25 protein-coding genes and 2 pseudogenes are annotated in these 25,949 nt (G+C 71.3%); 6 read left to right on the top strand and 21 right to left on the bottom strand.

Translation table 11 applies throughout. The features are described from left to right. Positions 1-61: 61 nt before the first annotated feature. A complete protein-coding gene (locus tag OG609_RS45550; protein ID WP_327278614.1) occupies positions 62-1,252 on the top strand; it encodes a PP2C family protein-serine/threonine phosphatase in 1,191 nt (396 codons plus the stop codon). Positions 1,253-1,589: 337 nt separating this feature from the next. Here OG609_RS45550 and OG609_RS45540 read toward each other — a convergent pair whose 3' ends face one another. The 3 genes from OG609_RS45540 to OG609_RS45530 all read right to left on the bottom strand — a co-directional run bounded on the left by OG609_RS45540 (position 1,590) and on the right by OG609_RS45530 (position 3,391). Next, positions 1,590-2,249 (bottom strand): class I SAM-dependent methyltransferase, encoded by a 660-nt coding sequence (locus tag OG609_RS45540; RefSeq protein ID WP_327278613.1) that lies wholly within the window; start codon positions 2,247-2,249, stop codon positions 1,590-1,592. A 183-nt stretch (positions 2,250-2,432) separates the two neighbouring features. After that, complete coding sequence (locus OG609_RS45535) at positions 2,433-2,912, bottom strand: HIT family protein (protein WP_327278612.1); 480 nt, start codon at positions 2,910-2,912, stop codon at positions 2,433-2,435. A 158-nt stretch (positions 2,913-3,070) separates the two neighbouring features. Continuing rightward, the gene (locus OG609_RS45530; RefSeq protein ID WP_327278611.1) at positions 3,071-3,391 is read right to left on the bottom strand and encodes a hypothetical protein; all 321 of its coding nucleotides are present in this window, start codon (positions 3,389-3,391) and stop codon (positions 3,071-3,073) included. Between the two features lie 103 nt (positions 3,392-3,494). Here OG609_RS45530 and OG609_RS45525 point away from each other — a divergent pair, with 103 nt between their 5' ends. Beyond that, positions 3,495-3,656, top strand: coding sequence for a hypothetical protein (locus OG609_RS45525; RefSeq protein WP_327278610.1), 162 nt, complete (start codon positions 3,495-3,497; stop codon positions 3,654-3,656). Positions 3,657-3,880: 224 nt separating this feature from the next. After that, entirely contained in the window at positions 3,881-4,177 is a 297-nt protein-coding gene (locus OG609_RS45520; RefSeq protein WP_327278667.1) for a hypothetical protein, read from the top strand. Positions 4,178-4,475: 298 nt separating this feature from the next. On the opposite strand, the pseudogene OG609_RS45515 reads toward OG609_RS45520, so the two are convergent. Further along, a pseudogene (locus tag OG609_RS45515) lies at positions 4,476-5,201 on the bottom strand (transposase); the annotation flags it as partial. 19 nt (positions 5,202-5,220) lie between these two features. Here OG609_RS45515 and OG609_RS45510 point away from each other — a divergent pair. Both OG609_RS45510 and OG609_RS45505 read left to right on the top strand, forming a co-directional pair. Continuing rightward, complete coding sequence (locus OG609_RS45510) at positions 5,221-6,300, top strand: ParB/RepB/Spo0J family partition protein (RefSeq protein WP_327278609.1); 1,080 nt, start codon at positions 5,221-5,223, stop codon at positions 6,298-6,300. 283 nt (positions 6,301-6,583) lie between these two features. Beyond that, positions 6,584-7,076: pseudogene (locus tag OG609_RS45505) on the top strand (DUF2637 domain-containing protein); the annotation flags it as partial. 579 nt (positions 7,077-7,655) lie between these two features. Here OG609_RS45505 and OG609_RS45500 read toward each other — a convergent pair. The 9 genes from OG609_RS45500 to OG609_RS45460 all read right to left on the bottom strand — a co-directional run bounded on the left by OG609_RS45500 (position 7,656) and on the right by OG609_RS45460 (position 17,820). After that, on the bottom strand, positions 7,656-8,816 hold the full coding sequence (locus tag OG609_RS45500) for an acyltransferase family protein (protein ID WP_327278608.1): 1,161 nt from the start codon (positions 8,814-8,816) through the stop codon (positions 7,656-7,658). A 184-nt stretch (positions 8,817-9,000) separates the two neighbouring features. Further along, entirely contained in the window at positions 9,001-9,831 is an 831-nt protein-coding gene (locus OG609_RS45495; RefSeq protein ID WP_327278607.1) for a 4'-phosphopantetheinyl transferase family protein, read from the bottom strand. Between the two features lie 34 nt (positions 9,832-9,865). Beyond that, positions 9,866-11,620 carry an acyl-CoA dehydrogenase gene (locus tag OG609_RS45490; protein ID WP_327278606.1) on the bottom strand — a complete coding sequence of 585 codons (1,755 nt, stop codon included), beginning with the start codon at positions 11,618-11,620 and terminating at the stop codon, positions 9,866-9,868. Positions 11,621-11,855: 235 nt separating this feature from the next. Continuing rightward, entirely contained in the window at positions 11,856-12,050 is a 195-nt protein-coding gene (locus OG609_RS45485) for a DUF5302 domain-containing protein (protein WP_327278605.1), read from the bottom strand. Continuing rightward, positions 12,047-12,640 carry an acyltransferase domain-containing protein gene (locus OG609_RS45480; protein WP_327278604.1) on the bottom strand — a complete coding sequence of 198 codons (594 nt, stop codon included), beginning with the start codon at positions 12,638-12,640 and terminating at the stop codon, positions 12,047-12,049. The genes OG609_RS45485 and OG609_RS45480 overlap by 4 nt, the downstream gene beginning before the upstream one ends. Continuing rightward, positions 12,637-13,593 (bottom strand): aromatase/cyclase, encoded by a 957-nt coding sequence (locus OG609_RS45475; protein WP_327278662.1) that lies wholly within the window; start codon positions 13,591-13,593, stop codon positions 12,637-12,639. Before OG609_RS45475 ends, OG609_RS45480 begins: the two co-directional genes overlap by 4 nt. 34 nt (positions 13,594-13,627) lie before the next feature. Then, positions 13,628-14,410 carry an SDR family NAD(P)-dependent oxidoreductase gene (locus OG609_RS45470; RefSeq protein WP_327278603.1) on the bottom strand — a complete coding sequence of 261 codons (783 nt, stop codon included), beginning with the start codon at positions 14,408-14,410 and terminating at the stop codon, positions 13,628-13,630. Between the two features lies 1 nt (position 14,411). After that, positions 14,412-16,181 (bottom strand): FAD-dependent oxidoreductase, encoded by a 1,770-nt coding sequence (locus OG609_RS45465; protein ID WP_327278602.1) that lies wholly within the window; start codon positions 16,179-16,181, stop codon positions 14,412-14,414. A gap of 37 nt (positions 16,182-16,218) precedes the next feature. After that, on the bottom strand, positions 16,219-17,820 hold the full coding sequence (locus OG609_RS45460) for a class I adenylate-forming enzyme family protein (protein WP_327278601.1): 1,602 nt from the start codon (positions 17,818-17,820) through the stop codon (positions 16,219-16,221). Between the two features lie 164 nt (positions 17,821-17,984). Here OG609_RS45460 and OG609_RS45455 point away from each other — a divergent pair, with 164 nt between their 5' ends. Continuing rightward, positions 17,985-18,467, top strand: a complete 483-nt coding sequence (locus OG609_RS45455; RefSeq protein ID WP_327278600.1) for a nuclear transport factor 2 family protein — start codon at positions 17,985-17,987, stop codon at positions 18,465-18,467. A 25-nt stretch (positions 18,468-18,492) separates the two neighbouring features. Here OG609_RS45455 and OG609_RS45450 read toward each other — a convergent pair whose 3' ends face one another. The 8 genes from OG609_RS45450 to OG609_RS45415 form a co-directional block, all read right to left on the bottom strand. Beyond that, the gene (locus tag OG609_RS45450) at positions 18,493-19,410 is read right to left on the bottom strand and encodes an MBL fold metallo-hydrolase (RefSeq protein WP_327278599.1); all 918 of its coding nucleotides are present in this window, start codon (positions 19,408-19,410) and stop codon (positions 18,493-18,495) included. A gap of 11 nt (positions 19,411-19,421) precedes the next feature. Further along, positions 19,422-19,685: an acyl carrier protein gene (locus tag OG609_RS45445; protein WP_327278598.1), complete on the bottom strand. Its 264-nt coding sequence runs from the start codon at positions 19,683-19,685 to the stop codon at positions 19,422-19,424. A 58-nt stretch (positions 19,686-19,743) separates the two neighbouring features. Continuing rightward, positions 19,744-20,952 (bottom strand): beta-ketoacyl synthase N-terminal-like domain-containing protein, encoded by a 1,209-nt coding sequence (locus OG609_RS45440; RefSeq protein ID WP_327278597.1) that lies wholly within the window; start codon positions 20,950-20,952, stop codon positions 19,744-19,746. A gap of 40 nt (positions 20,953-20,992) precedes the next feature. After that, complete coding sequence (locus OG609_RS45435) at positions 20,993-22,258, bottom strand: beta-ketoacyl-[acyl-carrier-protein] synthase family protein (RefSeq protein WP_327278596.1); 1,266 nt, start codon at positions 22,256-22,258, stop codon at positions 20,993-20,995. Positions 22,259-22,312: 54 nt separating this feature from the next. Then, the gene (locus tag OG609_RS45430) at positions 22,313-23,077 is read right to left on the bottom strand and encodes a thioesterase II family protein (RefSeq protein ID WP_327278595.1); all 765 of its coding nucleotides are present in this window, start codon (positions 23,075-23,077) and stop codon (positions 22,313-22,315) included. 51 nt (positions 23,078-23,128) lie between these two features. After that, positions 23,129-23,950 (bottom strand): AfsR/SARP family transcriptional regulator, encoded by an 822-nt coding sequence (locus OG609_RS45425; protein ID WP_327278594.1) that lies wholly within the window; start codon positions 23,948-23,950, stop codon positions 23,129-23,131. A gap of 273 nt (positions 23,951-24,223) precedes the next feature. Then, complete coding sequence (locus OG609_RS45420) at positions 24,224-25,054, bottom strand: 4'-phosphopantetheinyl transferase family protein (protein ID WP_327278593.1); 831 nt, start codon at positions 25,052-25,054, stop codon at positions 24,224-24,226. Between the two features lie 81 nt (positions 25,055-25,135). Further along, the gene (locus tag OG609_RS45415; protein ID WP_327278592.1) at positions 25,136-25,882 is read right to left on the bottom strand and encodes an acyl carrier protein; all 747 of its coding nucleotides are present in this window, start codon (positions 25,880-25,882) and stop codon (positions 25,136-25,138) included. Positions 25,883-25,949: the final 67 nt, after the last annotated feature.

Genomic DNA, 25,949 nt, shown 5'->3' with positions numbered 1-25,949 from the left:
GTACGGGATCGGTGTGAAACTGGGCACGGAAGGGGTGATCCCTGTGTCGGACCCACCGCACGTGTCCTCCGGTCCCGACACCGCCGTCGACGAGAATCGGCTGGAAGAGCTGATCATCAAGGCGCAGACTGCCCTGCCAGTCGAACTGCCCGCCTTGGCGAACCGGTGCGCCTCCGCCTTGGGCCTGGACACCGCGTTGATCTACCTCGTCGACCTGCAACAACAGCTGCTCATCCCACTCGACGAGGCTTTGGAGCCGCTGCCGGTGGACCGCTCGCCGGCCGGCTGGGCGTACCGCACGGTCTCCCCGCGGGTGGCCGAGGCCGACGACGGCTTGATCCTCTGGATGCCTCTGGTCGATGGTGCGGAGCGGCTGGGCGTGCTGGCGGTGCGGACCGCCTCGCTCGACAAGGTGCGGATGCGCCGCAGCCGGATGCTGGCCCATCTGTTCGCCATGCTGATCACCTCCAAGCGGGCCTACAGCGACTGGCTCGCCGCCCGCACCCGCACTGCGACCATGCGGTTGCCCGCCGAGATGCTGCGGGCCTTCCTGCCACCCTGCACCATCGGCAGCAGCAGGTGCGTATCGACCGCGGTCCTGGAACCGGCGTACGACATCGCTGGCGACGCCTTCGACCACTCGGTGGTCAAGAACATCCTGCACACCATGATCCTCGATGCCATGGGTCACGATCTGACCGCCGGCCTGACCACTTCGGTCGCCATGGCGGCGGCGCGCAACGCCCGCCGGGGCGGTGCTGACCTGGCCGACGTCGTCGGCTTCGTCGACCAGGCGCTCGCCCAGTGGCTGCCCGACCACTTCTGCACCGGTGTGTTGTGTCGGCTCGACGCCGAGACCGGGGTGCTGCGCTGGGTCAATTGCGGTCACCCCCCACCGCTGCTGATCCGTGGCGAGCGGGTGCTCGCCCGGGCGCTGGACAGCCCCCCACAGCCGCCGATCGGCCTGGCTGGTCCACTCGCCCCGGCAGCCCGGCAAGTCCACGAGGCGACCCTGGAACCGGGCGATTGCGTCCTGCTCTACACCGACGGCGTCGTGGAGGCTCGCGACGCGGACGGTGCGGAGTTCGGCCTTGACCGGTTCACTGACTTCATCATCCGCTCCTCCTCGGCCGGACAGCGCCCGGCCGAGGTGCTGCGGCTGCTCATCCACGCCATCCTCGATTACCAGTGCAACCAACTGCGGGACGATGTGACCATCCTGCTCTTCGAATGGCGTCCGCAGCATCGGTGACGCGGTATCGCGCGAGCCTCGCTGTGCTCGTGCTCCGTCTTCGGCTGGGTCCAGGTTCACCGCGGCCCACGACGCATCCGCTGCCCTGTCCTGCAGATCGACCCCCGCCAACGGGGCCGCCTCATCGAGATCATCCAGAACCTCCGCGAACGCATCCGCGAAGCCCGCGGCAACGGCTGGCTCGGAGAAGTCGAAGGGCTCCAGGTCAGCCTCGACGCCGCCACCGCCAAGCTGAGCAGCCTCAGCCGGACGCCCGCCGACGGCCGGCCACAGCTGGTCGACCTCGGTTTGCCCGTCTTCACCGACTCCGCTTCACCACCCCAGACGGATTCGAACCTCATGGCCGTTCGGGCTTATGGGCAAGAAAGGTAGCGAAAGTCCTCTCAGCCCCTTCGCTGGGTTCCTCCACCAGACGTGCGGTGAGGACGAGCCCGGCCTGCTTCAGGAGTTCGGCAATCCGATCAGGCGGCAGCAGATAGGACTCGTAAGACACCGGATGACCGCCGTATGCCTGTGCGGGACGTAGATGTTGGTCGGCCCCTACGTGGCCGGCCAGCATCAAACAGCCGCCTGGTGCGAGAGTGCGGTGGAACTCGCCGAACACCACGGGCAGCAACGTCGGTGGGGTGTGGTGGGTGGAGTAGTACGCGAGGATGCCGCCGAGGTGGTCGTCCTCGATCGGGAGCGAGGTCATCGAGCCGACGCTGAAACGTAGATCTGGGTGGGCACTACGGGCCAGCTCGACCATGGCGGGCGATAGGTCTATGCCGAACGCAGGCACTTGCCGCTCGGCAAGGTAGGCCGTGACTTTGCCGGGCCCGCATCCCAGGTCGGCGACGGGCCCGAGGCCGGCCGTTCGCACCACCTCTGCAAAGACGTTCAGCATCCCTCGGGACAGCGGATCCAGCTCCGCCGGAGGCTTGACCTGTTCGAAGTAGTCGGAGGCGACAGTGTCGTACGACTCCCGGACGGCGGCGAGGTAGGAGAGATCAGGCATGCGGGCGACTCTAGTGAGGGCCCGCAGCCCACGTGATCACTTTCTTAGTCCGGAAAGGGCCGGCGGCCTCACTGAAATCCTTGCCCGAGCACTTCGGGAACGCGGCCACGAGGTCGAGGTCGAGCACCTTCACGTCCACCTGCCCCGTGTGCTGAAGGGGGCCGCGTCATGATCTGCTCGCCGTCAGTTTGCCGAGCGCAGACGGTCCAGCTCGTCCCCGATCACCTTACGCAACGGGTCGTGCTGCGGACCGAGTGCGGACTCCTTGTCGGACCAGCTGTCGCGGGGATAGAGCCACACCGGCATACGCACCAACTCGGTCGGCTCCCACTCGAAGCGTGGCCATACGTGCGCGTGCAAGAACCCGTCAGTGTTGCCCAGGATCTCCAGATTCACCCGTCGGAATGCCGCATCCATGCGACGGGATGCTCGCTCGACTGCTTCTCCGAGCTGGTCCATGTCGGACAGGAAGGCCAGCCGCTTGGCCTTGGGCAAGTCCGACAGCCTCTCCACCTTGGGATCGTCCACCAGGAGGACCGAGTAACCCGGCAGGAACTGCACATCGCCGATCACCGCGAACCCCGCGTCCAAGCGCCTCAGCACCGCGGGGTTTTCGCCTCGCAGAGCACTCCCGATCCGGTCCATCCGCCAGTCATCAACCATGGCCAGAACCTACCCTTCCGCGATCACCCCCTCAGGGGGCACCTGGGAGCACCACCGCCGACCCGCATTTCCTTAGTCCGGACAAGAGCAAGTGGCCTCACGGAACTCCTTGCCCGAGCACTTCGGGACCGCGGCCGCGAGGTCGAAGTCGAGCACCTTCACGTCCATCTGCCGCGCAAACTCAAGACGCCCGACGGCACCCGCACCGCCAACCCCGAGCAGGAGACCGCCCGGTGATCCGTCGCATGTTCCGCCGCTGCGGCACCACGCCCGGCGCCGCCCTCTCCCCCGAGGACCAGGCCGCCGTCGACGCGTTCCGCGCGATGCTCGCCGCCATGCGCTCCCCGGAGCCCTGGACGCCCGGCCGCGCCCAGGAGGTCGCCGTGCGGGTCGGCCCGTTCGTCGAGCGCGCGCACCCCGCCCCGGACCACGGCACCGACCAGATCGCCGTCGCCCTGGTCCACCCCGACACCCCGCACGCCGCGGCCTACCTCAACTCCCGTGCGAGCGAGCAGAGTTCGGCGTGTCGGCCCACGCTGGTCGCGTCGTGGCGGCCGCCTGGTGCGTGCCCGGTTCCTGGAGATGCGTGGGAGAACCATCTTCCAGGACCACGGTCCGGTGCTCGACACGGTGCTCCGCATCCGGCCGGCGGACGGCACGCCCCCGTTCGACGCCGCCCGGCGGCTGACGGTGCCGATGAACTACCTGGCGGTCCTGCACCACACCAAGGAGGTGGTCCTGTGAGTCAGCCCGAACGGCAGGTCGTACGTGGTCGACCGGCACCGCACCAGCCTCCTCGCGGACCTCACCACGGCCAAGGTCATCGCCCAGGACGGCCGGGAGTCCCGCTGCCGAGACGCTCCGACGCGGACCTTCGTAGACGCCGCATGGGCGCGGTGGGGGCGGTGATGGAAGTGTTGCGCGACAGGGGCCTGGCACCGACTGATCACCGTGCATAGGGTTCCCCCATGAACGACGAGATCATGACCACGGTCGGCACAGATATCTACTCGTTCGACGGTCGGATACTGGAGATCTTCGGCATTTTCCCTGTCCGCTTCCACATACGGCACCTGCACCTACGCGTCACCGGCCCCGACCGGAAAGGGAAGCGGACTGTGGAGATCGGGCATGGCCAAATCCAGGGCGGGGGCACAATCCGGAGCTACACGGCCGTGGAATGGGAGCAGGCCCATGGCCTGGCCGCGCTGCTGGAAGCGGTACAGGCGGCCATCGACTCCACCTCGGGACACGGGCCCGTGTGACCAGAGCTGCCTACCGGAAAGCCCCCAAGACCTGAGGCCCCGGACGTCGCCGATGGACTGGAGGCGGACCAGTGCGGTGCCTTCGGGAGTGATCAGGGTGTACGAGGTCCGGCCGTGCTTGTCGGTTTCGACGTCGACGGCGCGGATGGTGGCCTGTTCGCCGACCATGACGGCCCCGGCCTGTTCCCGGACATCAAGCAGCTCTGAACAGAAGAACTTGAAAGACATCCCATGTGCTGGCCTGTCAAACAGCGAGGTGCGTGGGGCCGGCGGGACCAGGCGGTCCGGGAACGGGTCCCGCCGTCTTGGCGCGTTGCTGCTCGTAGTAGGCCCTGGCGCCGGAGGAGACCCGCAGCGCGGAGAAGGCCTGGGCAATCAGGGCATCGATGAGCCGGTCGTTGCGAACGAAGCGCGCGATCACGACCTTCTTCTTGCCGGAGGCGCGGGTGATCGGGCTGGTGCCCGCGTAGTTCTTGCGGGCTTCGGCGTTGGCGTAACGGTGAGGGTCGTCGCCGAATTCCGCGAGTACCCGGGCGCTGAGTATCGCTCCCAGTCCGGGCTGGGAGCGGATGATCTCAGCGTCTGGATGCCGGCCAAAATAGGCCTCGACCTGCCCGCGCAGGATCTCGACCTGCTCGTTCAGAGTGACCAGCATCGCGACGAGCGCGCGTACGGAGACAGCGTAGGCCGCAGTCACAGCGGGGGGCTGACTCAGGTGCTTGGCGCGCAGTACGGCTTGGATCTTGGAGGTCTTGTCGAGGATGTTGCGTCGGCGGGCACGCTTGAGGGCCGCGCCGATTTGTGTGGCCGTCAGCTTCGCCGCGACCACCGGATCAGGTGCCTTGGCCAGTAGTTCCAGGGTGTCTGGGACGTCCAGGTCGTCGAACGCCTCCAGGGCGGCGGGGAAGTAGTCGAGCAGGGCGTGCCGCAGCCGCTGCGTGGTGCGGGTGCGTTCCCGGATCAGGGTCTTATGGGCACGCGTCACGACCTTGACCGCTTCGGCGTCGGCGCTGTCCCCGGAGACGCGACAACACTCCAGGTACGTGAAGAGCCACAAGATTCGCAAGTCGCCGAAAAGCGACCCTCAGAGCAGGGGTTCAAACGGCCGATCTTGCGGTGGCCGGTATGAAGGGGTGGCGGGAGCTACCGCAGGCCCTCAGAGGGGCGTACAGCCGCGCGTCAACTTCCCAGAACAGCACCGAGGTAAGAGCGCTCCCCCGGCTTCCGTTTCACCCGCCCTTGTCGCGGAGAACCCGGAGAACCCCAGGCGGGAGTTCGACGAGGAGTATCTGGACAGCCTGGCTCGGAATATGCGGGAAGTCGGGCAGATCCAGACGGCTACCGTCATGACGCGCCTGGCCTTTCTTGTTGCTCACCCTGAGCACCAAGAGGCCGTTCCCACTGACCACGAGTACGTCGTCATCGACGGCCACTGCCGACTCAGGGCAGCGCGCAAAGCTGGCATCGACCTGCGCATCACGGTCGACGACTCGTCGGCAGGCACCCGGGAAGACCTCCTCGCTGCGGCCCTCAGCGCGAACCACTTCCGTAAGGATCTGACGCCGATCGAGGAAGCCGAGGCCATCGAAGCCTTGGTGGCATTCCACGGAAGTGCTGCCGCAGTCGTAACGGTCCTCGGAGGGACGGTCAACGACTCTTGGATCTCCACCCGGCGCGCGCTCCTCAAGTTGCCGGAACCGATCCAACAGCGCGTCGCGGCCAAGGAGGTGCCTATCGCGATCGCGCGTAAGGCGGGCACCCTCCCCCGTGAGAAGCAGACCGCCTTCGTCGAAGCCAAGATGGCGGAGCGCAAAGTTGAACAGGCGCGGAAGCCGAAGCCAGTCAGGGGCCGGGCCGCCGCTGCTATCAAGAAGGATCAGCCTCAGCACTCCCCCGCTGCGGCGGCTTCCACGGAGACGTTGCCCCAGACTGAGAGGGCACCGAGCACCGCAGCGCCAACGCAGCAGAGCGTTCCGGAACCGCGCGTCGAGTCGCCAGCCCCCGACGGGCCTGATGCTCCGGTCGATTGGACGAACCCCGATGCCGTTATTGCTGTCATCCTGGAGCGTTGCCCAGCCGACGCAGTACACATGGTTGTCCAAGGCCTACTCCACACCCTCTGAAGGCCTCGCAGTTTTACCGCGTAAAAAGCCGCAGGGCTGTTCAGAGGCAGGTGGCGCAGCCCTGACTTTTACGCGGTAAAACTCGCCCCCCAGCCGAGGCACAGCGCCATTGCTCTTGAGCACCGGCCCCCCCAAGGTGCCCTGCAGCCCCGCCGCTGACCCGATCCACCCCACCGGTGATCACTATTCGCCGACGATCTGCGACGTACTTCGTCGAACGAGCAGCCCGGGTGACCCATCGTGAGAGTGTGAAGAAGATGATGCAGATGCAGGACGGGCGGGCATGACCAAGAGCAACTCACCAGTCGCGCTCACCCGAACGCACCGGATACTCATCGGGCTCGTGGTCGCCGGTGCGGTGCTCATCGCCGCGATCGGTTTCGCGGGTTCGTACGCTGCGGTGCGCGAGCTCGCCCTGCAGAAGGGCTTCGGGAACTTCTCGCTGGTCTTCCCGATCGGCATCGACGCGGGCATCTGTGTCCTGCTCGCCCTGGACCTGCTGCTGACCTGGCTGCGCATCCCGTTCCCGCTGCTGCGTCAGACGGCCTGGCTGCTGACCGCCGCGACGATCGCCTTCAACGGCGCCGCGGCCTGGCCCGACCCGCTCGGCGTCGGCATGCACGCGGTCATCCCGGTGCTGTTCGTCGTCTCCGTCGAGGCCGCCCGGCACGCCGTGGGCCGGATCGCCGACATCACGGCCGACAAGCACATGGAGGGCGTGCGGCTCACCCGCTGGCTGCTCTCCCCCGTCCCCACGTTCAAGCTGTGGCGCCACACGGCCCGGCCTGAGCTCAGCGGGCGGGCCGGGTGCTGGACGGCGAGGCTCCGCGCTCCTGGCCGACGGCTCCAGCGCGTTCGTGGAGATCGACCGAACGATGTCCTACGCCCGCCTGGTCGCCAAGCTGGAGCGCTACGACGCCTACCGCAACGCACCTGCGTCCGGCCGCGGCAACGCCGCCCGCGCCCCACGCAGCCACTGGCAGGAGACCTACGGCCGTCCCTGGACCGGCCTTTCCCGCCGCTGCTGTTCGTCTTCGCCCCCGCCCCGCGCCGCGCGGCCCTGGCAACGAGGGAGGCCGCCTTCCACGACCGCGCCCGCCGTGTCGGGGGCGTGAACCGCGAGCCCCACTGCTTGCTCTTCCCGGGCGGCTGGATCGGCTGGCTCTCAGCCTCTCCCAGGCTTTCAGCGGATCTATCTGCATATACATGCGAGGACGCTATCCAATGACGCCTGGGGCGGTGCTGTTACCGGCGGTGGCGCAATGCTCCGGCCGCCGCCTCCATGCCCGCCCCCAAGACGGCACCGGCCGCCGACACCGCGGCCCTGCCTGGGACCGGGAACTGAGGTGGCCGTGTCAGGTCCACAGCAGGCTGCCGGCCGCCAGGCAGACCGTGGCCAGGCCGGCCGCCATCGCGACGAAGGTCAGCCGCGTGCTGGCTGTCAGCAGGGGCCAGGCGCGGATGGGGTCCTCGACGAGACGCTTGGTCGTGTACGCGAAGATCAGCGCCGCCGCCAGGACGCCCAGCCGCACGGGGAGGTTCAGGACTCCGTCGGACACGGCCAGGGGCGCCAGGATGAGTAGCGGCCAGTGCCAGAGGTACAGCGAGTAGCTGATGTCGCCGAGGAGTTGTGCGGGCCTCGATGAGGTCACCGCGGTGTGCCACTGCCGTTGCCGACCGGTGCCTGCGGCGATGACCAGAGCCGTGCCCACGGTCGGGATCAGTGCCGCGGCGCCGGGGTAGGGCGTGAGGCCGGTGTAGTGGACTGCCGAGCCCACGAGTGCGGTGAAACCGAGGAGGGAGACTCCGTTGGCCACGGCTCTCGGCAGCACGAGCCTCGTACCGGCCAGTGCGATCACCGCGCCGATCGCGAACTCCCACACCCGGACCGGTGTGATGAAGTACGCCGCGGCCGGATCGGCTTCGGTGAGGTAGACGCACCAGGCCAGCGAGACGAGTCCCAGTCCTGCGACGCCTGCGAGGCGCGCGAAGGGTGCGCGCAGTTTGAACAGCAGCAGGAGCAGGGGCCACAGGAGGTAGAACTGCTCCTCGACCGACAGCGACCAATAGTGCGCCATGGCGGTGACCCGGGTGGGGTCGACGGGCTCGGCGCCGAGCAGCCAGTTCTGGCCGTACAGTGCGCTGGCCAGCACTTGACGGGCGTTGTCGGCCCAGCGGTCCTGTGGGACGAGGGTGTGCACAGCGACGACGATGCTGACCAGTACCAGGAGGGCGGCGGGCAGCAGGCGGCGTATACGCCGGGCGTAGAAGTCCGCGATGCGGATGCGGCCGGTGCCGTTGATCTCGTGGGCCAGCTGTGCGCTGATGAGATAGCCGGAGATCACGAAGAAGGCGTCGACTCCGACGAAGCCGGCGGTGAGCACGGTGGGCCACAGGTGGTGGAAGACGACGAGTCCCACGGCCAGCGCACGCAGTGCCTGGATGTCCGGGCGGAAGTCGGCTTTTTCGGCACGGGTGGTGCTGGGTCTTTCGAGGGTGTTCTGTCGGGTCGGCATGGCACTCCTAGGGCACTGGTCGTGTGTGATCGTGCGGGAGCGGACCAGTGGCCTTGCGTCCTGGTCACGCACTGGTGCAAGGACGCTTGTCTTCGGGACCTGTGGGGGGTCGCCCTCGGGTGTGGACGGTCGCAGCACCGGCTTGAGCGTCACACGGGATGTGCTCGATTTCCGGGGCGCGTCGTCAGCCCAGGAATTCGGTGACGGCGCCCATGAAACCCTCGTCGAGCATGGTGCTGGGCGCTGTGTCGCGGGAACTGTCCAGGCCCGCGTCGTGGCGGGCCACACTGAGCAGGTAGCGGCCGAGGACGCGGTGCGTGGCGAAGGCCCATTCGCCATGAGCGGCGGGCCTGCCGTCCGGGGCGAGCAGATCGCCGCTGCCCACGCCGAAGCCGAACTCGGTGAAGCCGAGCCGCAGTCCCTGCCCCAGCGCTTTGGTGTAGGCCTCCTTCAGGGTCCACAGGCGCAGCATGGCGGCCCTGCGCGCGGCGTCGCCGAGGTGCTCGAGCGCGGCGCGTTCGACGGGGGTGAGTATGTGGCCGCTCAGCAGGTCGTACGACATGCGGCGGTCGGCCGGTTCGGCATCGACGCCGATGCGGCCGTCGCGGCTGACACCGACGGCGATCAGGTCGTCGGTGTGGGTGAGGCTCACGTCGATCTGGTCGAGGCCGCGCAGGTACGGACGACCGCCGATCTTGTACGAGAGGTCGAGCTCCACCGGGTCGGTGTCCAGGGCGGCGGCGGCCGCGTACTTGGTGACGAGGCGGGAGGCGACGAAGCGGTAGCGGATGGCGGGGTCGGTGGTGCGGCGGTAGCGCTGCCAGTCGCGGCCGAGTAGCGGGCGCAGCGCGGGTTGCGCGACGGCGGCGGTGAGCCATTCGCCCCAGGTGGTGTGGACGATGGCGTTGCCGTGGCGGTCCATGGCCTCGCGTATCCGGTGCCAGGGGGCGTCCGGCCCACTGACGTGGAACGGCGTGCTGATGTGCTCCGCGCCGGTGGGGATGATGGTCGTCAAAGGGCCTTCCTTCCCTGGAGCGTTGCGGCGGGTGTCACGGCGCGTACGTGACCGCGTCGAGGTCGCAGCTGCGGCCCTCCTGGTAGCGGCGGACAAGTTCGTCGAGCACCTGCTCCTGGACGCCGTCGGTAAGGCCGGGTACCGGGACGCCGAACCGGCCGGCGAGCCGGGACAGGGCGAGGACGGCCCAGGCCGGGTCGGTGAGGAACGGGTCGGTGCCGTCCTGGCTCTCCCAGACGCCGAGGACGGCGGAGGCGCCGACGACGCCGGCGTAGCGGTCGCTGAGCACGATCACCGCGGGGTCGCTGAGGCCGGTGCCGGCCTCCGGCAGGCGTCGGCACTGCTCGCGCAGGGCACGCAGTTCGGTGACGAACGCCTCGGCGAGGCCGGCGAGGGCCCCGAGGGTGCCCCGGTTGCCGCGCGCGGGGGCGAGCCGGGCGGCGCTGCCCACGAGCGCGGCGGCCATGAAGTCACCGCCGCCGGCGATGCCGAGCAACCGGTAGTCCAGGTCGGGCAGTTCGCTGCCGGAGCGGAACAGCTCGGGCGGTGGCTCTTCCTGCGCGAACCAGGACCGTTCGGCCAGGCCCCGCAGCTGGGGCACGAGCACCGCCTGGCACGAGGCGCTGCCCGCATGGCCGAGTCCGGCCACGGGCAGGTCGCGCACGAGCTTGTCGAGCGCCCCGTACGCGGGGTCGGCGTGGTCGTAGCCGCGGGCGCCGAGGACGGTGGCGAGCTCTTCCAGGTCCTCGCGCAGCAGGTCGGGCACCACGTACTTGACGGCGGCGGCGAAGAGATGGGCCTGGGCGGGCAGCAGGGACAGTGCCCGCAGGACGACGGTGGCCATGGCGTCGCAGGCCAGCAGGTCGGCGAAGACGCCGGCGAGCGGCTTGTGCCAGCGCTTGGCCACGGGCCCCGTGCGACCGTCGGTGGCGGCCCGAACGGCCGAGTGCAGCACGGTGCCGACGGCCGCGGTGACGACGCCGCAGATCACGCTCCGGTTGACCTGGAACACCCGCAGGGCGACGCCCACCCCGTCGCCTTCGGCGCCGACCAGCGCCTCGGCGGGGAGGGGGCAGCCGGTGAACTCCAGGCCGGAGAAGAGGGCTCCGCGCATGCCGGGCAGCGAGACGCGCGGCAGGTGCCGTACGTGCCCGGTCCCGGCCTGGGCGGGGTCGAGGAGGAACACGGAGTGACTGCGCGGTCCGCGGGCGGCGTCGGTGCGTGCGTAGACGACCTGGAGATCGGCGCGCGCCGCGTTGATGATCACGTCCTTGCGGCCGTCGAGGCGGTAGCCGTCCTCGGCGTCGCGCGCGCTGAACTCGTGGCGCAGGATCGCGTTGGCGTGCGCGAGTTCGTGGTGCAGGATCGTGGCCCGCCCGCCGCTCAGCAGCAGGTCGGCGACCTCCTGGCGCTGCCGTGCGTCGCCCGACGTCCACACGGCGCCGACAGCGAACAGGGAGGTTATCCCGTAGCCGAAGCCGAGCGCGACGTCGCGTCGGAAGACGGGGCGCAGAGCCCGTGCCAGCAGGTCGGCCCGAGTGAGCTGGCCGCCGTGGGCGGCAGGCACGAACTCGGCGCCGAGCCCTGCCTCGGCGAGCAGTGCCTCGGTCGCGGCGGGCGGCTCGGCCCGCTCGTCGGCGGCGAACAGCGCCCGCAGGCCGTGGGGGTTCGTCGGGTCGTACGGGTCGCCCAGCAGCGCCTCGAGCCGTGCGGCCCGCGCGAGGCCGTCCGCCTCTGTCCGTCCGAACGGCGTGCCCGGGGGGTGGATGATCTCGGCGGTGATGGTCATGGCGGCGGTGGTCAGCTCCCTCGTCGCGGCACGGGGCGCAGCGTGCGCACCCGTATCCAGACACTGAACGCCTCTCCTCGAGTCCGGGTGGAAGGCCTCTCGACGGATGCTGTGGCATTCCTGCGGCCAGGCTCCGGCGCGCCGGAAGAGTTTCTCCATCGTTTCTCGAGCGGTCCACAAAAAACGCTGCGACACCCCGTGATCGGGTGTCGCAGCGTTGCCCGGAAGCCTTGGGTCAGCCGGTCTTGCGGCGGAAGTTCCGCTTCTGGCCTGCGGGGCTGCCCATGTTCTTGACCTTCGCACGGCCTTCTTCGTGCGCCTGCTTGGCCCGCGAGGCCTGCGACTTGCGCTCCAGCGCCGCCTTGAATTTCTCGCGTACCGCGTCCGCACCCTCGTCGTCGGTGCGGTTGTTCTTCGGAGTCTCAGTCATACGGTTCTCCTTGCCGTAGGAACACCCTGCCAAAGTTGCACGGCAGCACCACTGTCACGATCGGAGCTGGACGGTCGGTCGAGCGTCGCTCGAAGAGTGGTCGCGCCCGTTCGTGCAAAAACCCGGCGGCGAGCCCATGTTCCCGGATGGGTGCGTTCGGAGTCGAGCCGGGACCGGGCGGCGATCAGGCGGGCGCCCTCGGCGAGCGGCAGCGCGCCCGCGAACACCGCGGCGGCCACGTCACCGGGGCCCTGCCCGAAGACGACGGCCGGCTCGACGCCCCACGCGCTCAGGGTGCGGGCGAGGGCCGTCTGGAGAGCGAACAGGACGGGCTGGACGACATCGGTGCGTTCCAGGCGCGAGGTGGCCCGGTCCGCGAGGAGTTCCGCGGTGACCGACCATCCGGTGAAGGGCCGCAGGGCCCGGTCGCATGCCTCGAAGGCGGCCCGGAAGGCGGGTTCGCCGAGCAGGTCGCGTCCCATGCCGAGCCACTGCGAGCCGTGGCCGGAGAAGCAGAAGGCGAGGGCGTCCGGCCGCACGGCGCGGTCCCGGGCATGGGCCGTGACGTGTGCGCGCAGTGCGCCGGTCACAGCACGCGGATCGCCGACTCCGCGTGCCGCCTGGCCAGTTCGAGGGTGGCGGTGGAGTTCCGGCCGAGCGCCTGGCGCACGTACCGGCGGGCCGTGGTCAGGTCGGCGGCCGGGCCGAGTACCCGCGTCACCGCCTCCTCGCGCAGCACCACGCTGTGCTGCGAGACGACCGTCACGCCCGTCTCGTCGGGCACGACCGACCACTCGCCGGTGTGTGCCTCCATCAGGGCGGGCGTGGCCGTCTGCTTGTAGACGATGCGCCCGGCGTGCGGGAAGCAGATCCGCACCGACTCGGTGGTGTGCGTGTTGCCGTCGGCCGTCAGCGTGTCCATGGACATGACCTGCACGCCGGGGCTGTCCTCGGTCAGGTCCAGGCGGGAGACGTGCGGGATCAGGTCGGGCCAGTCGGCCACGCGGTACAGGAAGTCGTAGACCAGCTCGGCCGGCCCCTTGACCCGCACGGAGTCCTCGAAGGACAGGACGAGCTCGTCCAGGTGCGTCCAGCGCTCGGCGAGGCGCTTGATGTTGTCCAGTTCGGCACCGGAGTTGCTGTCGCAGGCGCTCTTGACCCACGCGACGTCATCGGGGCGGTCGTCGCAGACCGTGAAGTCGTGCAGCAGCGTCAGCAGGCTGGTGCCGCCCGGCCGTTCCTCGACGATCCAGCTCCCCCGCATGGTCCGGACCGGAGCCTGCGGCCGGGTCTGGTGGAACTCGATGCGCCGCTGCTGGGGGTCCTGCACCCGCTGCGAGATCCACGAGCGGACCTCGCCGTTGGCCGTGGCCCACATCCGCAGCCGTTCGTGCGTCCCGTCGAACTCCAGCCGCTCCACGTACACGTTCGGCGGAAAGTACATCGGCCACTGCACCGCGTCCGAGATCAGCCCGTAGACGACGCCGGCCCCCGCGTCCACCTCGACGGAGTGCACCGTGCGGTGCGTTCGCTCGCTCGACACCACGTTCACGTCTTCCTCGTTTCCTTGACAGAGGTCAGTAATTGCCCAGACCGCCGCAGACGTTGAGCGCCTGCGCGGTGATCGAGGCGGCGGGTCCGGAGGCCAGGTAGGCGACCAGAGCGGCCACCTCCTGGGGCGTGCTGTAGCGGCCGAGCGGGATCTTCGCCTCGAACCGCGTCTGCACCTCCTCCTCGGTGGTGTCCCAGGCGGTCGCGTATCCCTGGCGCACCCGCTGGGCCATCGGGGTCTCCACATAGCCGGGGCAGACCGCGTTGACGGTGATGCCGCGGGGGGCGAGCTCCCGGCCGAGCGCCTTGGTGAAGCCGACGACGCCGTGCTTCGACGCGCTGTAGGGGGCGCCGAGCAGGACGCCCTGCTTGCCGGCGGTGGAGGCGATGTTGATGATGCGCCCGTACGCGGCGTCGCTGAGGCCGCCGTTCTTGAGCACTTCGCGCGTCACCAGGAACACGCTGTTGAGGTTGGTGTCGATGACGTCGTACCAGAGGTCGTCGGTGAGGTCGGCGGTTACGCCGCCGCCGCTGCGCCCGGCGTTGTTGACGAGCACGCCAAGGGGCCCGTACGTCGCGACGGCCTCGGCCACGAGCGCGGCCACCGACTCGCGGGAGCGCACGTCCGCGGCCTGCCCCGCGACGTCGAGGCCCTCCGCACGCAGGTCCTCCACGGTCTGCTTCACGTCCTGTGCCGTGCGGGCGCACAGGAAGACCCGGTGCCCGGCGCGGCCCAGCTGCCGGGCCGATTCCAGGCCGATGCCGCTGGTGGCTCCGGTCACCAGGGCGACGGGGTGGCGGTCGGGCATGTCAGTGCTCCTCGAGGTCGTGGGTGGCGGCGCGCAGGATGAGACCCGGCTCGCGCCGTGCCTCGTCGGCCAGGGGTACGGGGGGCGCCAGCGGGGCCAGGGCCCGGCGCAGGGCCGGGCGGGTCAGCAGGGAGCCGCGGGCCGCGACGTAGCCGTCGGGCCGTACGAGGATCCACGCGCCGGGCGGCAGGCCGAGCGCGGTGCGCAGCTGCCGGTCCGGGTCGGCGAGTGGCGCGGGTCCGTCGGGTCCGCTGTCACCGACGGTCCGGACCGACAGCCACTCGCCGTACTGGGCGGCCGCGGTGACGGCCACGCCGACGGGGATGTCGCCCGGACCGCGACCGCCCGCGGCGAGCAACAACGTCCAGCGTGGGTCGCGCAGTTCGGCCTGGAAAGCCTGGAAAGCCGGGTCGAGCGCATCCGGCGTCCGGACGGCGGCGGCCCGGTCGCCCGGGCCGGGGGCCTGCAAAGCGGGCTCCCGCGCGCTCATCAGGACCGATCCGGCGTCCGCGAGGTAGGTGAGGGCGCCGGAGTCCGCGGTGGTCAGCGACGACGCGCCGTAACCGATCTTCAGGCCCGACATGCCGCCCAGCACCTTGCGCTGCACGGCCCGGCGCAGCGGCCGCACCGTGTTCACGACGCGCAGGGCGATCGGCAGGACCACGCCCGCGAGCGCGTTCTTCAGCTGGACCAGGGTGGTGGCGGTGCGCGTGGAGCCCAGCAGGGCCGCGCCGACGGGGACCCGCTCCTCGCTGTACGTCTCCAGCAACTGCGGGCCCGCGTGGCCCTGTTCGACCATGGCGAGCTTCCAGGCGAGGTTGTACGCCTCCTGGATTCCGGTGTTCATGCCCTGTCCCGAGGCGGGGCTGTGCACATGCGCGGCGTCGCCGGCCACGAGGACGCGGCCGTCCTGCATGCGCTCCACCATCCGCTGCTGGAAGGTGAACACGGACGTCCAGGACGCCTCGCCGACCCGCACCCGGTGGCCGAGGCCCGCGCTGAGCTTGGCGGAGAGCCGCTCCTCGGCGCGGCCGGGCTCGTCCGCGCCCGGGGTGGGCACGGTGTCCAGGACCCGCCAGTACCCGTCACGGGCGTAGGGCACCATCATCAGGGCCTGCCCGCCGGTGTGCGTCCAGCAGATGCTGTCGGGCTCCACCTCGGTGTCGACCGGGACGTCCGCGAGCATCCACGTCTCGCTGATCTCGCCGACGAGTTCGAGGCCGAGGCGTTTGCGGACGGTGCTGTGGCCGCCGTCGCAGCCCACCAGCCAGGACGCCGTGTGGGCCTCCTCGCGGCCGTCGGCGTGCACCAGGTGCGCGCGCACCGCGTCGGCGTCCTGCGCGAAGTCCGCCAGGCGCACACCCCATTCGACGTGCACCCCTAGCCGGGCCACCGCCGAGCGCAGCGCGGCCTCGGTCTCGGTCTGCTCGACGATCAGCGTGTACGGGTAGCGGGTGGGCATCGTCGCGTAGTCGGCCCGCAGGCGCACCCGGCGCCGGCCTCCGGCGTACATGGTGAACGCCCGGTTGCGCCGTCCCCGGGGCAGCACGTCGTCGACGATGCCCATCTGGTCGTACGTCTCCAGGGTGCGCGGGTGGGTGGCGACCGCGCGGCTGGTGCGGGCCGGTCCCGGTGCGGCGTCGATCAGCCGCACCCGAAGGCCGCGACGGGCGAGTTCGTGGGCGGCGGTCAGTCCGACGGGGCCCGCGCCGACGACCAGCACCTGGATCGAAGGGGTGGGCTCGGCCGGCCGCCCGACGGGGTTCACCATGGTCTGCTCCAGGGTCGGTGGTGGGTCGCGGGGGAGGTCATGCGGCGGCCCGGTGCAGCAACTGCGCGCGGATCGAGCGTCGTTCGGGCTTTCCGGTGGGGGTGCGCGGCACGGCGTCGATGGCCTCGGCGAACCGGATCCGCTCGAAAGGGGCGAGGTGTTCGTTGGTCCGCGTGGTGATCGAATCGAGGACGTCGAGGATGCCGAGGCCGGGCAGCGCGTCCTCGGGTGCGTGGGATACGGCCTCGGCGTCGTCGGTCAGGACGATGCCCGCCCAGACGACCGCGCCGTGCTCGGCATCGGGCCAGTCGGCCACGATGCAGTCGGCGACGCGCGGGTCCTCGCGGATGACCTGCTCGACCCGGCTCGGCGCGACGATCTCGTTGTCGTGCTTGAAGACGTCGGCGAGTCGGTCCACCAGGCGCAGGGAGCCCTCCTCGTCGAGGTGGCCGACGTCGCCGGTGGAGAACCAGCCCTCCGGGTCGATCCGTGCCCCGTGCCCGCCGTCGAGGTATCCGGCCATCACCTGCGGTCCTCTGACCTGGACTTCGCCGGTCGACGAGGCGTCGACGGGGAGGCCCGTGGTCAGGTCGACGAGCCGGCATTCGGTGCCGGGCACCACGCCGCCGACCGTGCCGGGGCGGTAGCGGTCGGGCCGCTGGCAGTGGGTGAGCGGTGAGAGTTCGGCCATGCCGTAGCCCTGGATGACGGGAACGCCGAGCCGTTCGCGCAGCGTGCGTGCCGCCTGCGGGGCGAGCGCCGAGCCGCCGGACAGCACGGCGGTCAGCCGCGGCCCGGGGTGGACCGCACCGGCGAGGCGTGCGTCCCCGGCCAGGGCGTGCAGCCGGGCGGGCAGGCCGTAGTAGTGGGTGGCACCCGCCTCGGCGGCGGCGGCGAGGGACGCGACGGGGTCGGGGTCCTGGCACAGCACCTGGCAGGCACCGGCGTACATGCCGGAGTTGAGGTGCATCACGTGATAGAGCGGCAGGTGGTTCAGGGTGACCGAGTCGGCGTCCACGTGGTGCGCGAGGGCGGTCTGCTTGGCGTTGGCGACCAGGTTGCGGTGGGTCAGGAGAACGCCCTTGGGGCGGTCGGTGGTCCCGGTCGTGAACTGCACGCAGGCGACGGCGTCCGGGTCGGCCGGGGGCCCGGTGTGCCGGGCCGGGACACCGTCCAGGGCTTCGTGCAGCGGCACGGTGCCGCTGGGCACCACGCGGTCGGCGGCGTCCGTGACGACGATCGCGCGCAGCGCGGGCAGGTCGGCCCGCATCTTGGCGAGCAGCTCCGCGGTGGCCGCGGGCACGAGGGCGATCTCCACCTGGGCCGTGACGACGACGTGACGCAGGCCGTCCTCGCTGATCAGCGGGTTGACCAGGACGATGGTGGCGCCGCTGCGGGCCGTGCCGTAGTAGGCGGCGGCGAAGACCGGGTCGAGTGCGCTTGCCACGCCGACGCGGGCGCCTGACGCGCCGGGGAGCGTCTGGCTCAGGAAGGCGGCGATCCTATCGGCCCACGCGTCGAGTTCGGCGAAGCCGACCGAGCGGGCCGCGGTGCGGATCGCGACGCCGTCCGGGTCGCGCCGCGCGGCGCGCCGCAGCAGTCCGTCGACGGGGAGGTCTGGATGGGCGAAGTTCGGCATTGCTCGTTCTCCTCCGGCTCCGGCTCCGGCTGCGGGCGTACGCCACTGGACGCACCCACCGTCCGCCGGAGCGCTCGAGGAATCTTCGAAGAGTGCTCGATCGGCACCACAGACAGTGTCGGCATCCGACGCAACGCACCGGTGACGAAAGGAAGGGACGGGCCATGGCCATCGAGGTACTCATCCCTGCCGAACCCGCCTCCTCGCAGGAGGGGTTCGGCGCGCTGTACGCGACGATCCAGCAGTTCTACGCGCACCAGATGCAGCTCTTCGACGACCACGACGCCGAACGCTGGGCGGGTACGTTCACGGAGGACGCGGTCTTCGTCGTGCCCACCCTCGACGCACCGGTGCGCGGACGCGCCTCGCTCGCCGCGAACGTGCGCCGCAACAAGGAGCAGCAGGAGCGCAACGGCGATCAGCTGCGGCACTGGATCGGCATGCTCGACGTACAGCCGCAGGCCGACGGGGCGTTGCGCACGCGGGCCTATGCCCTGGTGTACGCGACGCCCCGGGGCGGCGAGTCGAAGGTGTCGCGGGTGTGTGTGATGGAGGACGTGCTGGTCCGCTCACGCGGCAAGTGGCGCACCCGCTCCCGCCTGGTGACCCGTGACGACCTCGCCCCGGCCCCCGTGAACGCCGCCTGACCGGACCCGGGGGCTGATACGCCTGCTAGGCCCGGCAAGCCGGCAGGCCGCCATGGTGCTCGGCCATCTCGCGGAACAGGGCGGGGATGTCCAGCGGGTCACCGGGCGCCGCTCCGAGCGCCTCGGCGTAGGCGCGGTGCAGGTTGGGCACCAAGCGCTCGGCGTCGAGCAGGTCCGCGTACGGCCCCGGCCCGGCCTCCCGGGCGGTCTCGAGCGGGGTGAGGCCGGCCGCGATCCCGTCGGCCGCAAGGCGCTGGAGCCGGCGCAGATAGCCTTCGTCGGTGTCGATCAGTTCGGGGCCGCCGACCGGGCCGTGTCCGGGTACGACGGTCACGGCGCCCAGGGAGCGCAGTTGCGTGAGGGCCTTCAGCGATCCCGACACGGAACCCATCGGGCAGAACGGCGTGGCACCCCCCATCACCAGGTCACCGGCGAACAGCACCCGTTGGTCCGGCAGCCAGACGACGGTGTCGCCGGTGGTGTGGGCGGGCCCCGGGTGCAGCAATTGGGCCTGCCGCGCGCCCACGTGAAGGTCCATCCGGTCCCGGTAGGTGACGGCGGGCACGACGATCTCCAGGTCGCCCCAGCACACGTCGGGCCACAGGCCCGTCAGGTGTGTGCCGGCCGCGGCGGCCTCCTGACGGGCCCGCTCGTGGCCGACGACCGTGGCCTCGGGGAACACGAAGTTGCCGAAGGTGTGGTCGCCGTGGAAGTGCGTGTTGACGACGAACCGCGGCGGGCACCCCGACACGCGCAGGACGTGCTCCCGGAGTCTGCGGGCCCGTGCTGCGGTGGCCACGGTGTCGATCAGGAGGCACTCGCCGTCCGCCACCAGGAGCCCGGCGTTGTTCAGGCACCAGCCGCCGTCGGGCTGCACATAGGCGTGGACGCCGTCGGCGACTTCGCTGAACCGGCCCGCGGTGAGGGTTTCCGCCGAATCCACTGCGGCGCCCGTCAAGCCGCTGCGGGCGCGGCCGGCGCCCCGTTGACGAGGTCGAGGTACTGGCGCGGTGTCTCCACCTCGGCCAGCGCCTCCTCGTCGAGCACCACGTCGTGGTCGCGCTCGACGACGCCGGTGACCTGAAGCAGCGCCAGGGAGTCGTAGTCCAGGTCCATGAACGAGGTGTCCAGGGTGCTCTCGTCCAAGACGCCTCCCTCGTCCCCGCCCGCGGCCTCGCGCAGCAGGACGGCGAGTTCGGTCAGCTCCAGCCGTTCCATCGTGTTCTTCCTCCTTCTTCGGTTGCTCGGGCCTTCGGGGGCTGTCGTGAGCCGTCGGTCAGCGCGCGCCGCGCACGATCGTCGCCGCGTTGAAGCCGCCGCGGCCCCTTGCCAGGACCAGGGCGTGGCGCAGCCGGGCCGGGCGCGGCGCACCGGTCACCAGGTCCACGAGGCAGTCGTCGGCGGGCCGCACGGCGCTGGCCGTCGGCGGGATCACCTGGTCGCGCAGGGCGCACAGGGCGGCCGCCAGGTCGAGCGCGGAGCCGCCCGAACCCAGGCGCCCGGTCAGCGACTTGGGTGCGGTGACCGCGACCTTGTACGGGCCGAACAGCTCGGCGAGTGCCGCGGCCTCGGCCCGGTCGGCGTCCCGCTCGCCCGCCGCGTCGGCGAACACCACGTCCACGTCGGCGGGGTCGATCCGGGCGTCGGCGAGGGCCAGTCGGGCCGCGGCGAGCAGCCGTGGGGCGCCGGTGCCGGGTGCCGGGTCGAACGTGGCGGCGCAGCCCTCGACGGTGCCCAGCACGGCGGCGCCGCGGGCGCGGGCCGCGTCGGCGTCCTCCAGAACGAGCAGGGCGCCGCCCTCGCCGGCCACATGCCCCGACGCGTCGGCGTCGAACGGCAGATAGGCCCGGCGGGCGTCGCTACGGGTGCTCATGCCGCCCGCGGCCAGTTGTGCGGTCCAGCCCCACGGGCACAGGGCGGCGTCGAAGCCTCCGGTGAGCATGGCGCGCACACCCGTACGGAGCCGGCGGCGGGCCTGCGCCACGGCGTCCAGGCCGCCCGCCTGTTCGCTGACGACGACACCGCTCGGCCCGCGCAGTTGGTGCCGGATGGACAGCTGGCCGGTGTTGGCGGCGTAGAACCAGGCGAAGGACTGGTAGGCGCCGACGTGCCGGCGTCCCTTGCTCCACAGCGCCTGCAGTTCGCGCTGGCCGAACTCGAAACCGCCCATGGCGTTGGCGGTGACGACGCCCATGGCGTAGTCGGGCAAGCTCCGCGGGTCCAGGCCGGCGTCGTCCAGCGCCTCGGCTGCCGCGGCGAGCGAGAGCCGCGTCACCCGGTCCGTCTGCGGCAGCAGCCTCGCCGGTACGTGGTCCTCGTCGACGAAGCCCGCGACCTCGGCGGCCAGCGTCACCGGATACCCGGAGGCGTCGAAGCGAGTGACGGGAGCGATGGCAGGCTCGCCGCGCAGCGCCGCTTCCCACCAGGCCCGGACGCCGATGCCGCCGGGAGCGACAACGCCGAGCCCGGTGACGGCCGCGGTCACGCCGCGCCGCTCAGGCCGGCGTGCTCAGGGGCCACGGCGGTCATGCGGCCGCCCCCAGGTGCCGGGTGGTGAGCACCATCGCGCTCTGGAACCCGCCGAAGCCGCTGCCCACGCTGAGCACGGTGTCGGTGCGCTGCTCGCGAGCGGTCAGCGGTGTGTAGTCGAGGTCGCAGTCCGGATCGGGTTCGTACAGGTTGGCGGTGGGTGGCACCGTGTCGTGCGCGATGGCCAGCGCGCTGGCGGCGATCTCCAGGGCACCGATCGCGCCGAGCGAGTGGCCGATCATCGACTTGATGGAGCTGACCGGCACCCGGTGCGCGTGCTGTCCCAGGCTCGTCTTGAACGCGGTCGTCTCGTGCTTGTCGTTCTGTTTGGTGCCCGAACCATGGGCGTTGACGTAGTCGACGTCGGTGGCGTTCAGGCGGGCCTCGTCGAGGGCGAGCCGGATGGCCTCGGCCATCTCGCCGCCGTCCAGGCGCAGTCCGGTCATGTGGTACGCGTTGGAGCGGGTGGCGAATCCGCTGATCTCCGCGTAGATACGGGCGCCGCGGCGTACCGCGTGGCCGTGGTCCTCCAGGACGAGCACCGCGCTGCCCTCGCCGAGCACGAACCCGTTGCGGGTCCGGTCGAAGGGCCGTGAGGCGGTCCCGGGCTCGTCGTTGCGTGCCGAGGTGGCGCGGATCGCGTCGAACGACGCCAGGGTGATGGGGGTGATGGGTGCCTCCGACGCGCCCGCCACCATGACGTCGGCGCTGCCCTCGCGGATCAGCTCGACCGCGTGGCCGAGCGCGTCGAGCCCCGAGGTGCAGCCGGTGGAGACGACGGCGACCGGCCCCAACGCGCCTGTGTCGCGGGCCATTTCGGCCGCGACGGAGCTCGGTGCGAGGTAGTCGCCGAGCCGGGCATCGGCCCGGGTGTGGTCCAGGAGCCACCGGCTGCCCGCCTCGCTGACGTGCGCGTACATCTCGTCGAGGCCGCTGCTGCAGCCGACCGCCGTGCCCAGGGTCACGCCGGTGCGCTCCCCCTCGGCGGCGAGTGCGAGCCCGCTGTCGGCGACGGCCTCACGGGCCGCGACCAGGGCGAACTGCGCGACGCGGTCCAGGCGGCGCGACTCGGCGGGAGCGAAACCGTGGTCGGCCGGATCGAAGTCGGCCTCGGCGGCGATCTGCGAGCGGAACGTGGCGGCGTCGAACAGGGTGATGCGCCGGGTCGCGGTGCGCCCCTCGGTCAGCAGTGACCAGAACTTTCCGGTGCCCACGCCGCCGGGCGCGACCACCCCGATCCCGGTGATGACGACTCGTCTCATCGGTTGCCCCTCATGTCAGTCGGCTCCTGTTCCTGTGCGGGCCCTTTCGGGCGCTCAATAGTCGACCGCGACGGGCGCCAGGCGCCGCACAGCCCGGCTCGCGCGCCCGATCAGGCGCGGCAGTTCGCGGCCTCGTACGAAGAAGTGGTCGCCCGGCACCGTGCGCAGGGCGAAGGGGCCGGTGGTCCAGCGCCGCCACCCCGCCACCGTCTCGGCCGGAGCCAGCGGGTCGCTTTGGCCCGCGACGGCCAGCACCGGCACGTCGAGCGGCCCGGCGGGCGACGGCCGGCGGGCGGCGGCGCGCAGGGCGTCGGCGAGCAGCAGGTCGTCACGGAGCACGGGCATCACGACCCGGTGCCAGAGGCCACCGGGCTCCGTGCCTCCCGGGAGGTTCGCGAACCCGCCGAGCAGGCGCAGCAGTTCCTCGTCCGGGGCCCGGCAGGCGTCCGACAGGCCCAGGGCCGCGTCGGGCGGCGGGCAGGCGCCGAGGACGAGCAGGGCGGGGGCGGGCAGTCCTGCTTCGCGTAGGGCCCGGTTGATCGTGTAGGCGACCAGGGCGCCGAGGCTGTGCCCGTAGATCAGGTACGGGGCGGACCGGGTGCCGGTGTCGTCGGCCTGGGTGAAGTGGCGCAGCAGGTCGGTGAGCAGGGCCTCGCGCCCGGTGACGCGCGGCTCGCGGCGCCGGGTGTCGCGGCCGGGCAGCAGATGCGGCACGGTCCGCGCGCCGGGACCGAGGTCGCGGCTCCAGCCGGCGAAGGAGGAGACGCCGGCCCCGGCGTGCGCGAAGCAGTGGATCGGCAGGGACCGTTCGTCGGACATGCGGCGTCCTCCTCGGGGGCGTGACTGGGCCTCGTCCGGGGTTGTTCGGGCTCAGGCCGCGTACAGGTTGAAGGTGGAGCCGCGACGTGGTCCGCAGCTGACGTCGAGGGCCGGGTCGACGGCGAGCATCGCCTGGTGCAGGCGCTGCAGCTGGGGCGAGGGCTCGACGCCGAGGTCCTCGACGAGCCGCAGGCGCAGCTTGCGGTAGACGTCCAGGGCGGTGGCCTGGCGCCCCGACCGGTACAGGGCCACCATCGCCTGCGAGTGCAGCCCCTCGTGCTGGGGGTGACGGGCGATCAGGTCCGCGAGCTCGGCGATGACCTCGGAGTGCCGGCCGAGCCGCAGGTCGGCGTCTATACGGCGCTCGACGGTGACGAGGCGGCTCTCCTCAAGGCGCATCACCTCGATCTCCAGGATCGGCCCCGTGCTCACATCCACCAGGGCGGTGCCCTCCCACAGCCCCAGCGCCTCGCGGAACTGTGCGGCGGCCCGCTCGTCGTCGCCCGCCTCGAACGAGGCCTGCCCCCCGGTGACCAGCTGCTCGTACCGGTGCACGTCCACGCACTCGGGGGGTACCTGCAGCAGGTATCCGCCGTGTCGGGTGGCGAGGACCTCCTTGGCAGTGTCGGGCGCGTCGGGCCCCATCGCGGTGCCGAGGCGTCGGCGCAGCTGCAGGATGTACGTCTGCAGCGTGGTCATCGCGCTCTGGGGCATGTTGCTCACCCAGATTTCCTCCATGAGCGTGGACACGGGCACGACGCGGCCCGGATAGAACGACAACAGCGCGAGGATCTGCCTCGGCTTGCTGGCGGTCGGCACGATGGACACCCCGTTGACGTCGGCGCTCAACGGGCCCAGAACCTGAATCTGCACGGCTTCCTCCCATACCCGGTCGAGTCCGCGGTGGTTCGAAACCACCGGCGTGTCGCACGCTAGCCGTGTTCGCCCGGCCACCCCCGGTATCTCCACCGCAGCTCAAGCACCGCTCCAAAGCGGCTAGTCGCACGCGCGGCGAAAAGGAGGAGTGCCGGGAGACAGAGGCCGGCCGCACCGCCCGCAGGGGCAGGCACACCGGGCGTACGACGGCCCGCCCGCGGTCATGGGAACAGCGCCACGCCGGGGCGTGGGGTGCGGCGGGGGCGGGCTCTAGCCGGGGGGTCCGACCGGCTGCGGCAGGCGCAGTTGGCGCGGTGCCTCCCGGCTCCAGGGGAAGCCGTGGTGCAGGTAGAGGACGGGGTCCTCGTCGGGGCCGGTCATGACGGTGACGGCAACGAGCACACCGGGTTCGGGCTCCAGCTCCGCGAAGCGCCACCGTCCCGGGGGCTCGTCGTCGGGCGGCTGGAAGGCGAGCACGCCCCGGTCCTCGGCGAGCGTGAACACGAAGGAGTCGAAGGGAAGCCCGAGGCCGAGGCCGCGCGCCTTGGCGTACGCCTCTTTCAGCGTCCACAGCCGCAAGACCCTGCGGTCGCGCGCCCGGCCCGGGGCGGCCTCGGCCACCCAGGCGATCTCCTCCGGCGCGAAGCTCTCCACGATGGCGTCGAAGCCCCGGTCTCCGCGGTCGAGCCGTTCCACGTCGACGCCGATGCGATGGCGGCGCACCACGCCGAGCAGGTTGTACCCGCCCGCGTGCGACAGGTTGAAGTCCAGCTCCCGGCCGCCGCGCGGCAGCCCTTCCGCGGGCTTGCGCAGGAACGGCCGACCTCGCGACGAGCGCCAGAGTACGGCCTCCGCCTCGGGAATGCCGCTCTCCAGAGCCAGGACCCGGCGGACGAGCGCGTGCGCCACCAGATACTGGCGCCGGTCACGGTCGAACAGGAAGCGCCCGGCGGTCTCCTGTTCCTCCTCGTCCAGCCAGTTCGTCGCGAGAACGGCGGCGATGTTCGGGCCGAGCGCCTCGTTGGGGCAGAACCACAGTTTGACGGGCGCCACGGTCCGCGGCACCCGCTCGGTCCGGTCCACCGGTGCGGGAGGCGTCATGCGGCCGGCTCGCTCCCCCGGCCGGTGACGCCGGTCTCGCATCGGATGAGTATGTCGCTGTGGCCCATGTTCTCCGCCGTCTCAGTCCTGACGGGGCAGCAGGGTGAGGGCCTGGTCCACGGTGACCCGCCCCTCGCGCACCGCGTCGAGCAACTCCTCCAGCGGCATCGGCCCGGCGGCCCCGGCCTGCGCCACGGCGGCCGGGTCGGGTCCGTCCACGGGCAGCTGCGCGACGATGTGGGCGGCCAGCGCCCGGAGGTTCGGGTGGTCGTACAGCACGCCGGAGCGCTCGCGCAGCCCGTACACGAGGTTGATGACGGAGACGAACTCCCCGGCAAGCTCGGTGTCCACGCCGAGAGTGGAGAAGGGCTCGTCGGTGTCGACGTCCCACGGGTCGTAGCACAGGATGCGGGCGATCTCCTCGCGCAGGATATCGAGGACGGGCGGTGCGGGTATGAGGGAGCCGGAGACGGGTGCGGGGGCGGACGCCGCCACGGACGGCATCGGCACCGTGGCCGACTGCGCGGGCATCGCGCAGGCCGGTGCCAGCGCCGTCTCGCGCGCCACGTACCGGGCGAAGCGTTGTGGCGTGGGATGGTCGATGAGGGCGGCGGGCTCGATCGCGGTGCCGTAGTGCGCGTTGACGGTGGCGACGTACTCCACGGCGAGCAGCGAGTCGACCTCGCACGTGCGGAACGTGTGCTCCGGGTCGATCTTCTCCGGCTTGATGCGCAGTACGTCGGCGAGCATGCGCACGATCTGGGCGAGCACGTCGGCATCGTGGGCGGCGGGTGCCGCCGTGAGGACGATCCGCGGTTCACGGGGCATGGGGGGCTCCAATGGTCCTGGGTGTGGTGAGGTTCTCCCGGTGGCTGGGCTTCGTCCGGCGGTACGA

Source organism: Streptomyces sp. NBC_01224 (genome assembly GCF_036002945.1).
In the GTDB taxonomy this organism is placed as follows: Bacteria; Actinomycetota; Actinomycetes; order Streptomycetales; family Streptomycetaceae; genus Streptomyces.
This window is presented reverse-complemented; position numbering and strand designations above follow the sequence as displayed.

What these genes read in the sequence shown, in the direction of transcription:
- OG609_RS45540 (WP_327278613.1), bottom strand. Translation starts at nt 2,249, where the DNA reads ATGCCTGATCTCTCCTACCTCGCCGCCGTCCGGGAGTCGTACGACACT.
- OG609_RS45535 (WP_327278612.1), bottom strand. Translation starts at nt 2,912, where the DNA reads ATGGTTGATGACTGGCGGATGGACCGGATCGGGAGTGCTCTGCGAGGC.
- OG609_RS45525 (WP_327278610.1), top strand. Translation starts at nt 3,495, where the DNA reads ATGCGTGGGAGAACCATCTTCCAGGACCACGGTCCGGTGCTCGACACG.
- OG609_RS45520 (WP_327278667.1), top strand. Translation starts at nt 3,881, where the DNA reads ATGAACGACGAGATCATGACCACGGTCGGCACAGATATCTACTCGTTC.
- OG609_RS45500 (WP_327278608.1), bottom strand. Translation starts at nt 8,816, where the DNA reads ATGCCGACCCGACAGAACACCCTCGAAAGACCCAGCACCACCCGTGCC.
- OG609_RS45490 (WP_327278606.1), bottom strand. Translation starts at nt 11,620, where the DNA reads ATGACCATCACCGCCGAGATCATCCACCCCCCGGGCACGCCGTTCGGA.
- OG609_RS45485 (WP_327278605.1), bottom strand. Translation starts at nt 12,050, where the DNA reads ATGACTGAGACTCCGAAGAACAACCGCACCGACGACGAGGGTGCGGAC.
- OG609_RS45470 (WP_327278603.1), bottom strand. Translation starts at nt 14,410, where the DNA reads ATGCCCGACCGCCACCCCGTCGCCCTGGTGACCGGAGCCACCAGCGGC.
- OG609_RS45465 (WP_327278602.1), bottom strand. Translation starts at nt 16,181, where the DNA reads ATGGTGAACCCCGTCGGGCGGCCGGCCGAGCCCACCCCTTCGATCCAG.
- OG609_RS45460 (WP_327278601.1), bottom strand. Translation starts at nt 17,820, where the DNA reads ATGCCGAACTTCGCCCATCCAGACCTCCCCGTCGACGGACTGCTGCGG.
- OG609_RS45455 (WP_327278600.1), top strand. Translation starts at nt 17,985, where the DNA reads ATGGCCATCGAGGTACTCATCCCTGCCGAACCCGCCTCCTCGCAGGAG.
- OG609_RS45445 (WP_327278598.1), bottom strand. Translation starts at nt 19,685, where the DNA reads ATGGAACGGCTGGAGCTGACCGAACTCGCCGTCCTGCTGCGCGAGGCC.
- OG609_RS45435 (WP_327278596.1), bottom strand. Translation starts at nt 22,258, where the DNA reads ATGAGACGAGTCGTCATCACCGGGATCGGGGTGGTCGCGCCCGGCGGC.
- OG609_RS45430 (WP_327278595.1), bottom strand. Translation starts at nt 23,077, where the DNA reads ATGTCCGACGAACGGTCCCTGCCGATCCACTGCTTCGCGCACGCCGGG.
- OG609_RS45420 (WP_327278593.1), bottom strand. Translation starts at nt 25,054, where the DNA reads ATGACGCCTCCCGCACCGGTGGACCGGACCGAGCGGGTGCCGCGGACC.
- OG609_RS45415 (WP_327278592.1), bottom strand. Translation starts at nt 25,882, where the DNA reads ATGCCCCGTGAACCGCGGATCGTCCTCACGGCGGCACCCGCCGCCCAC.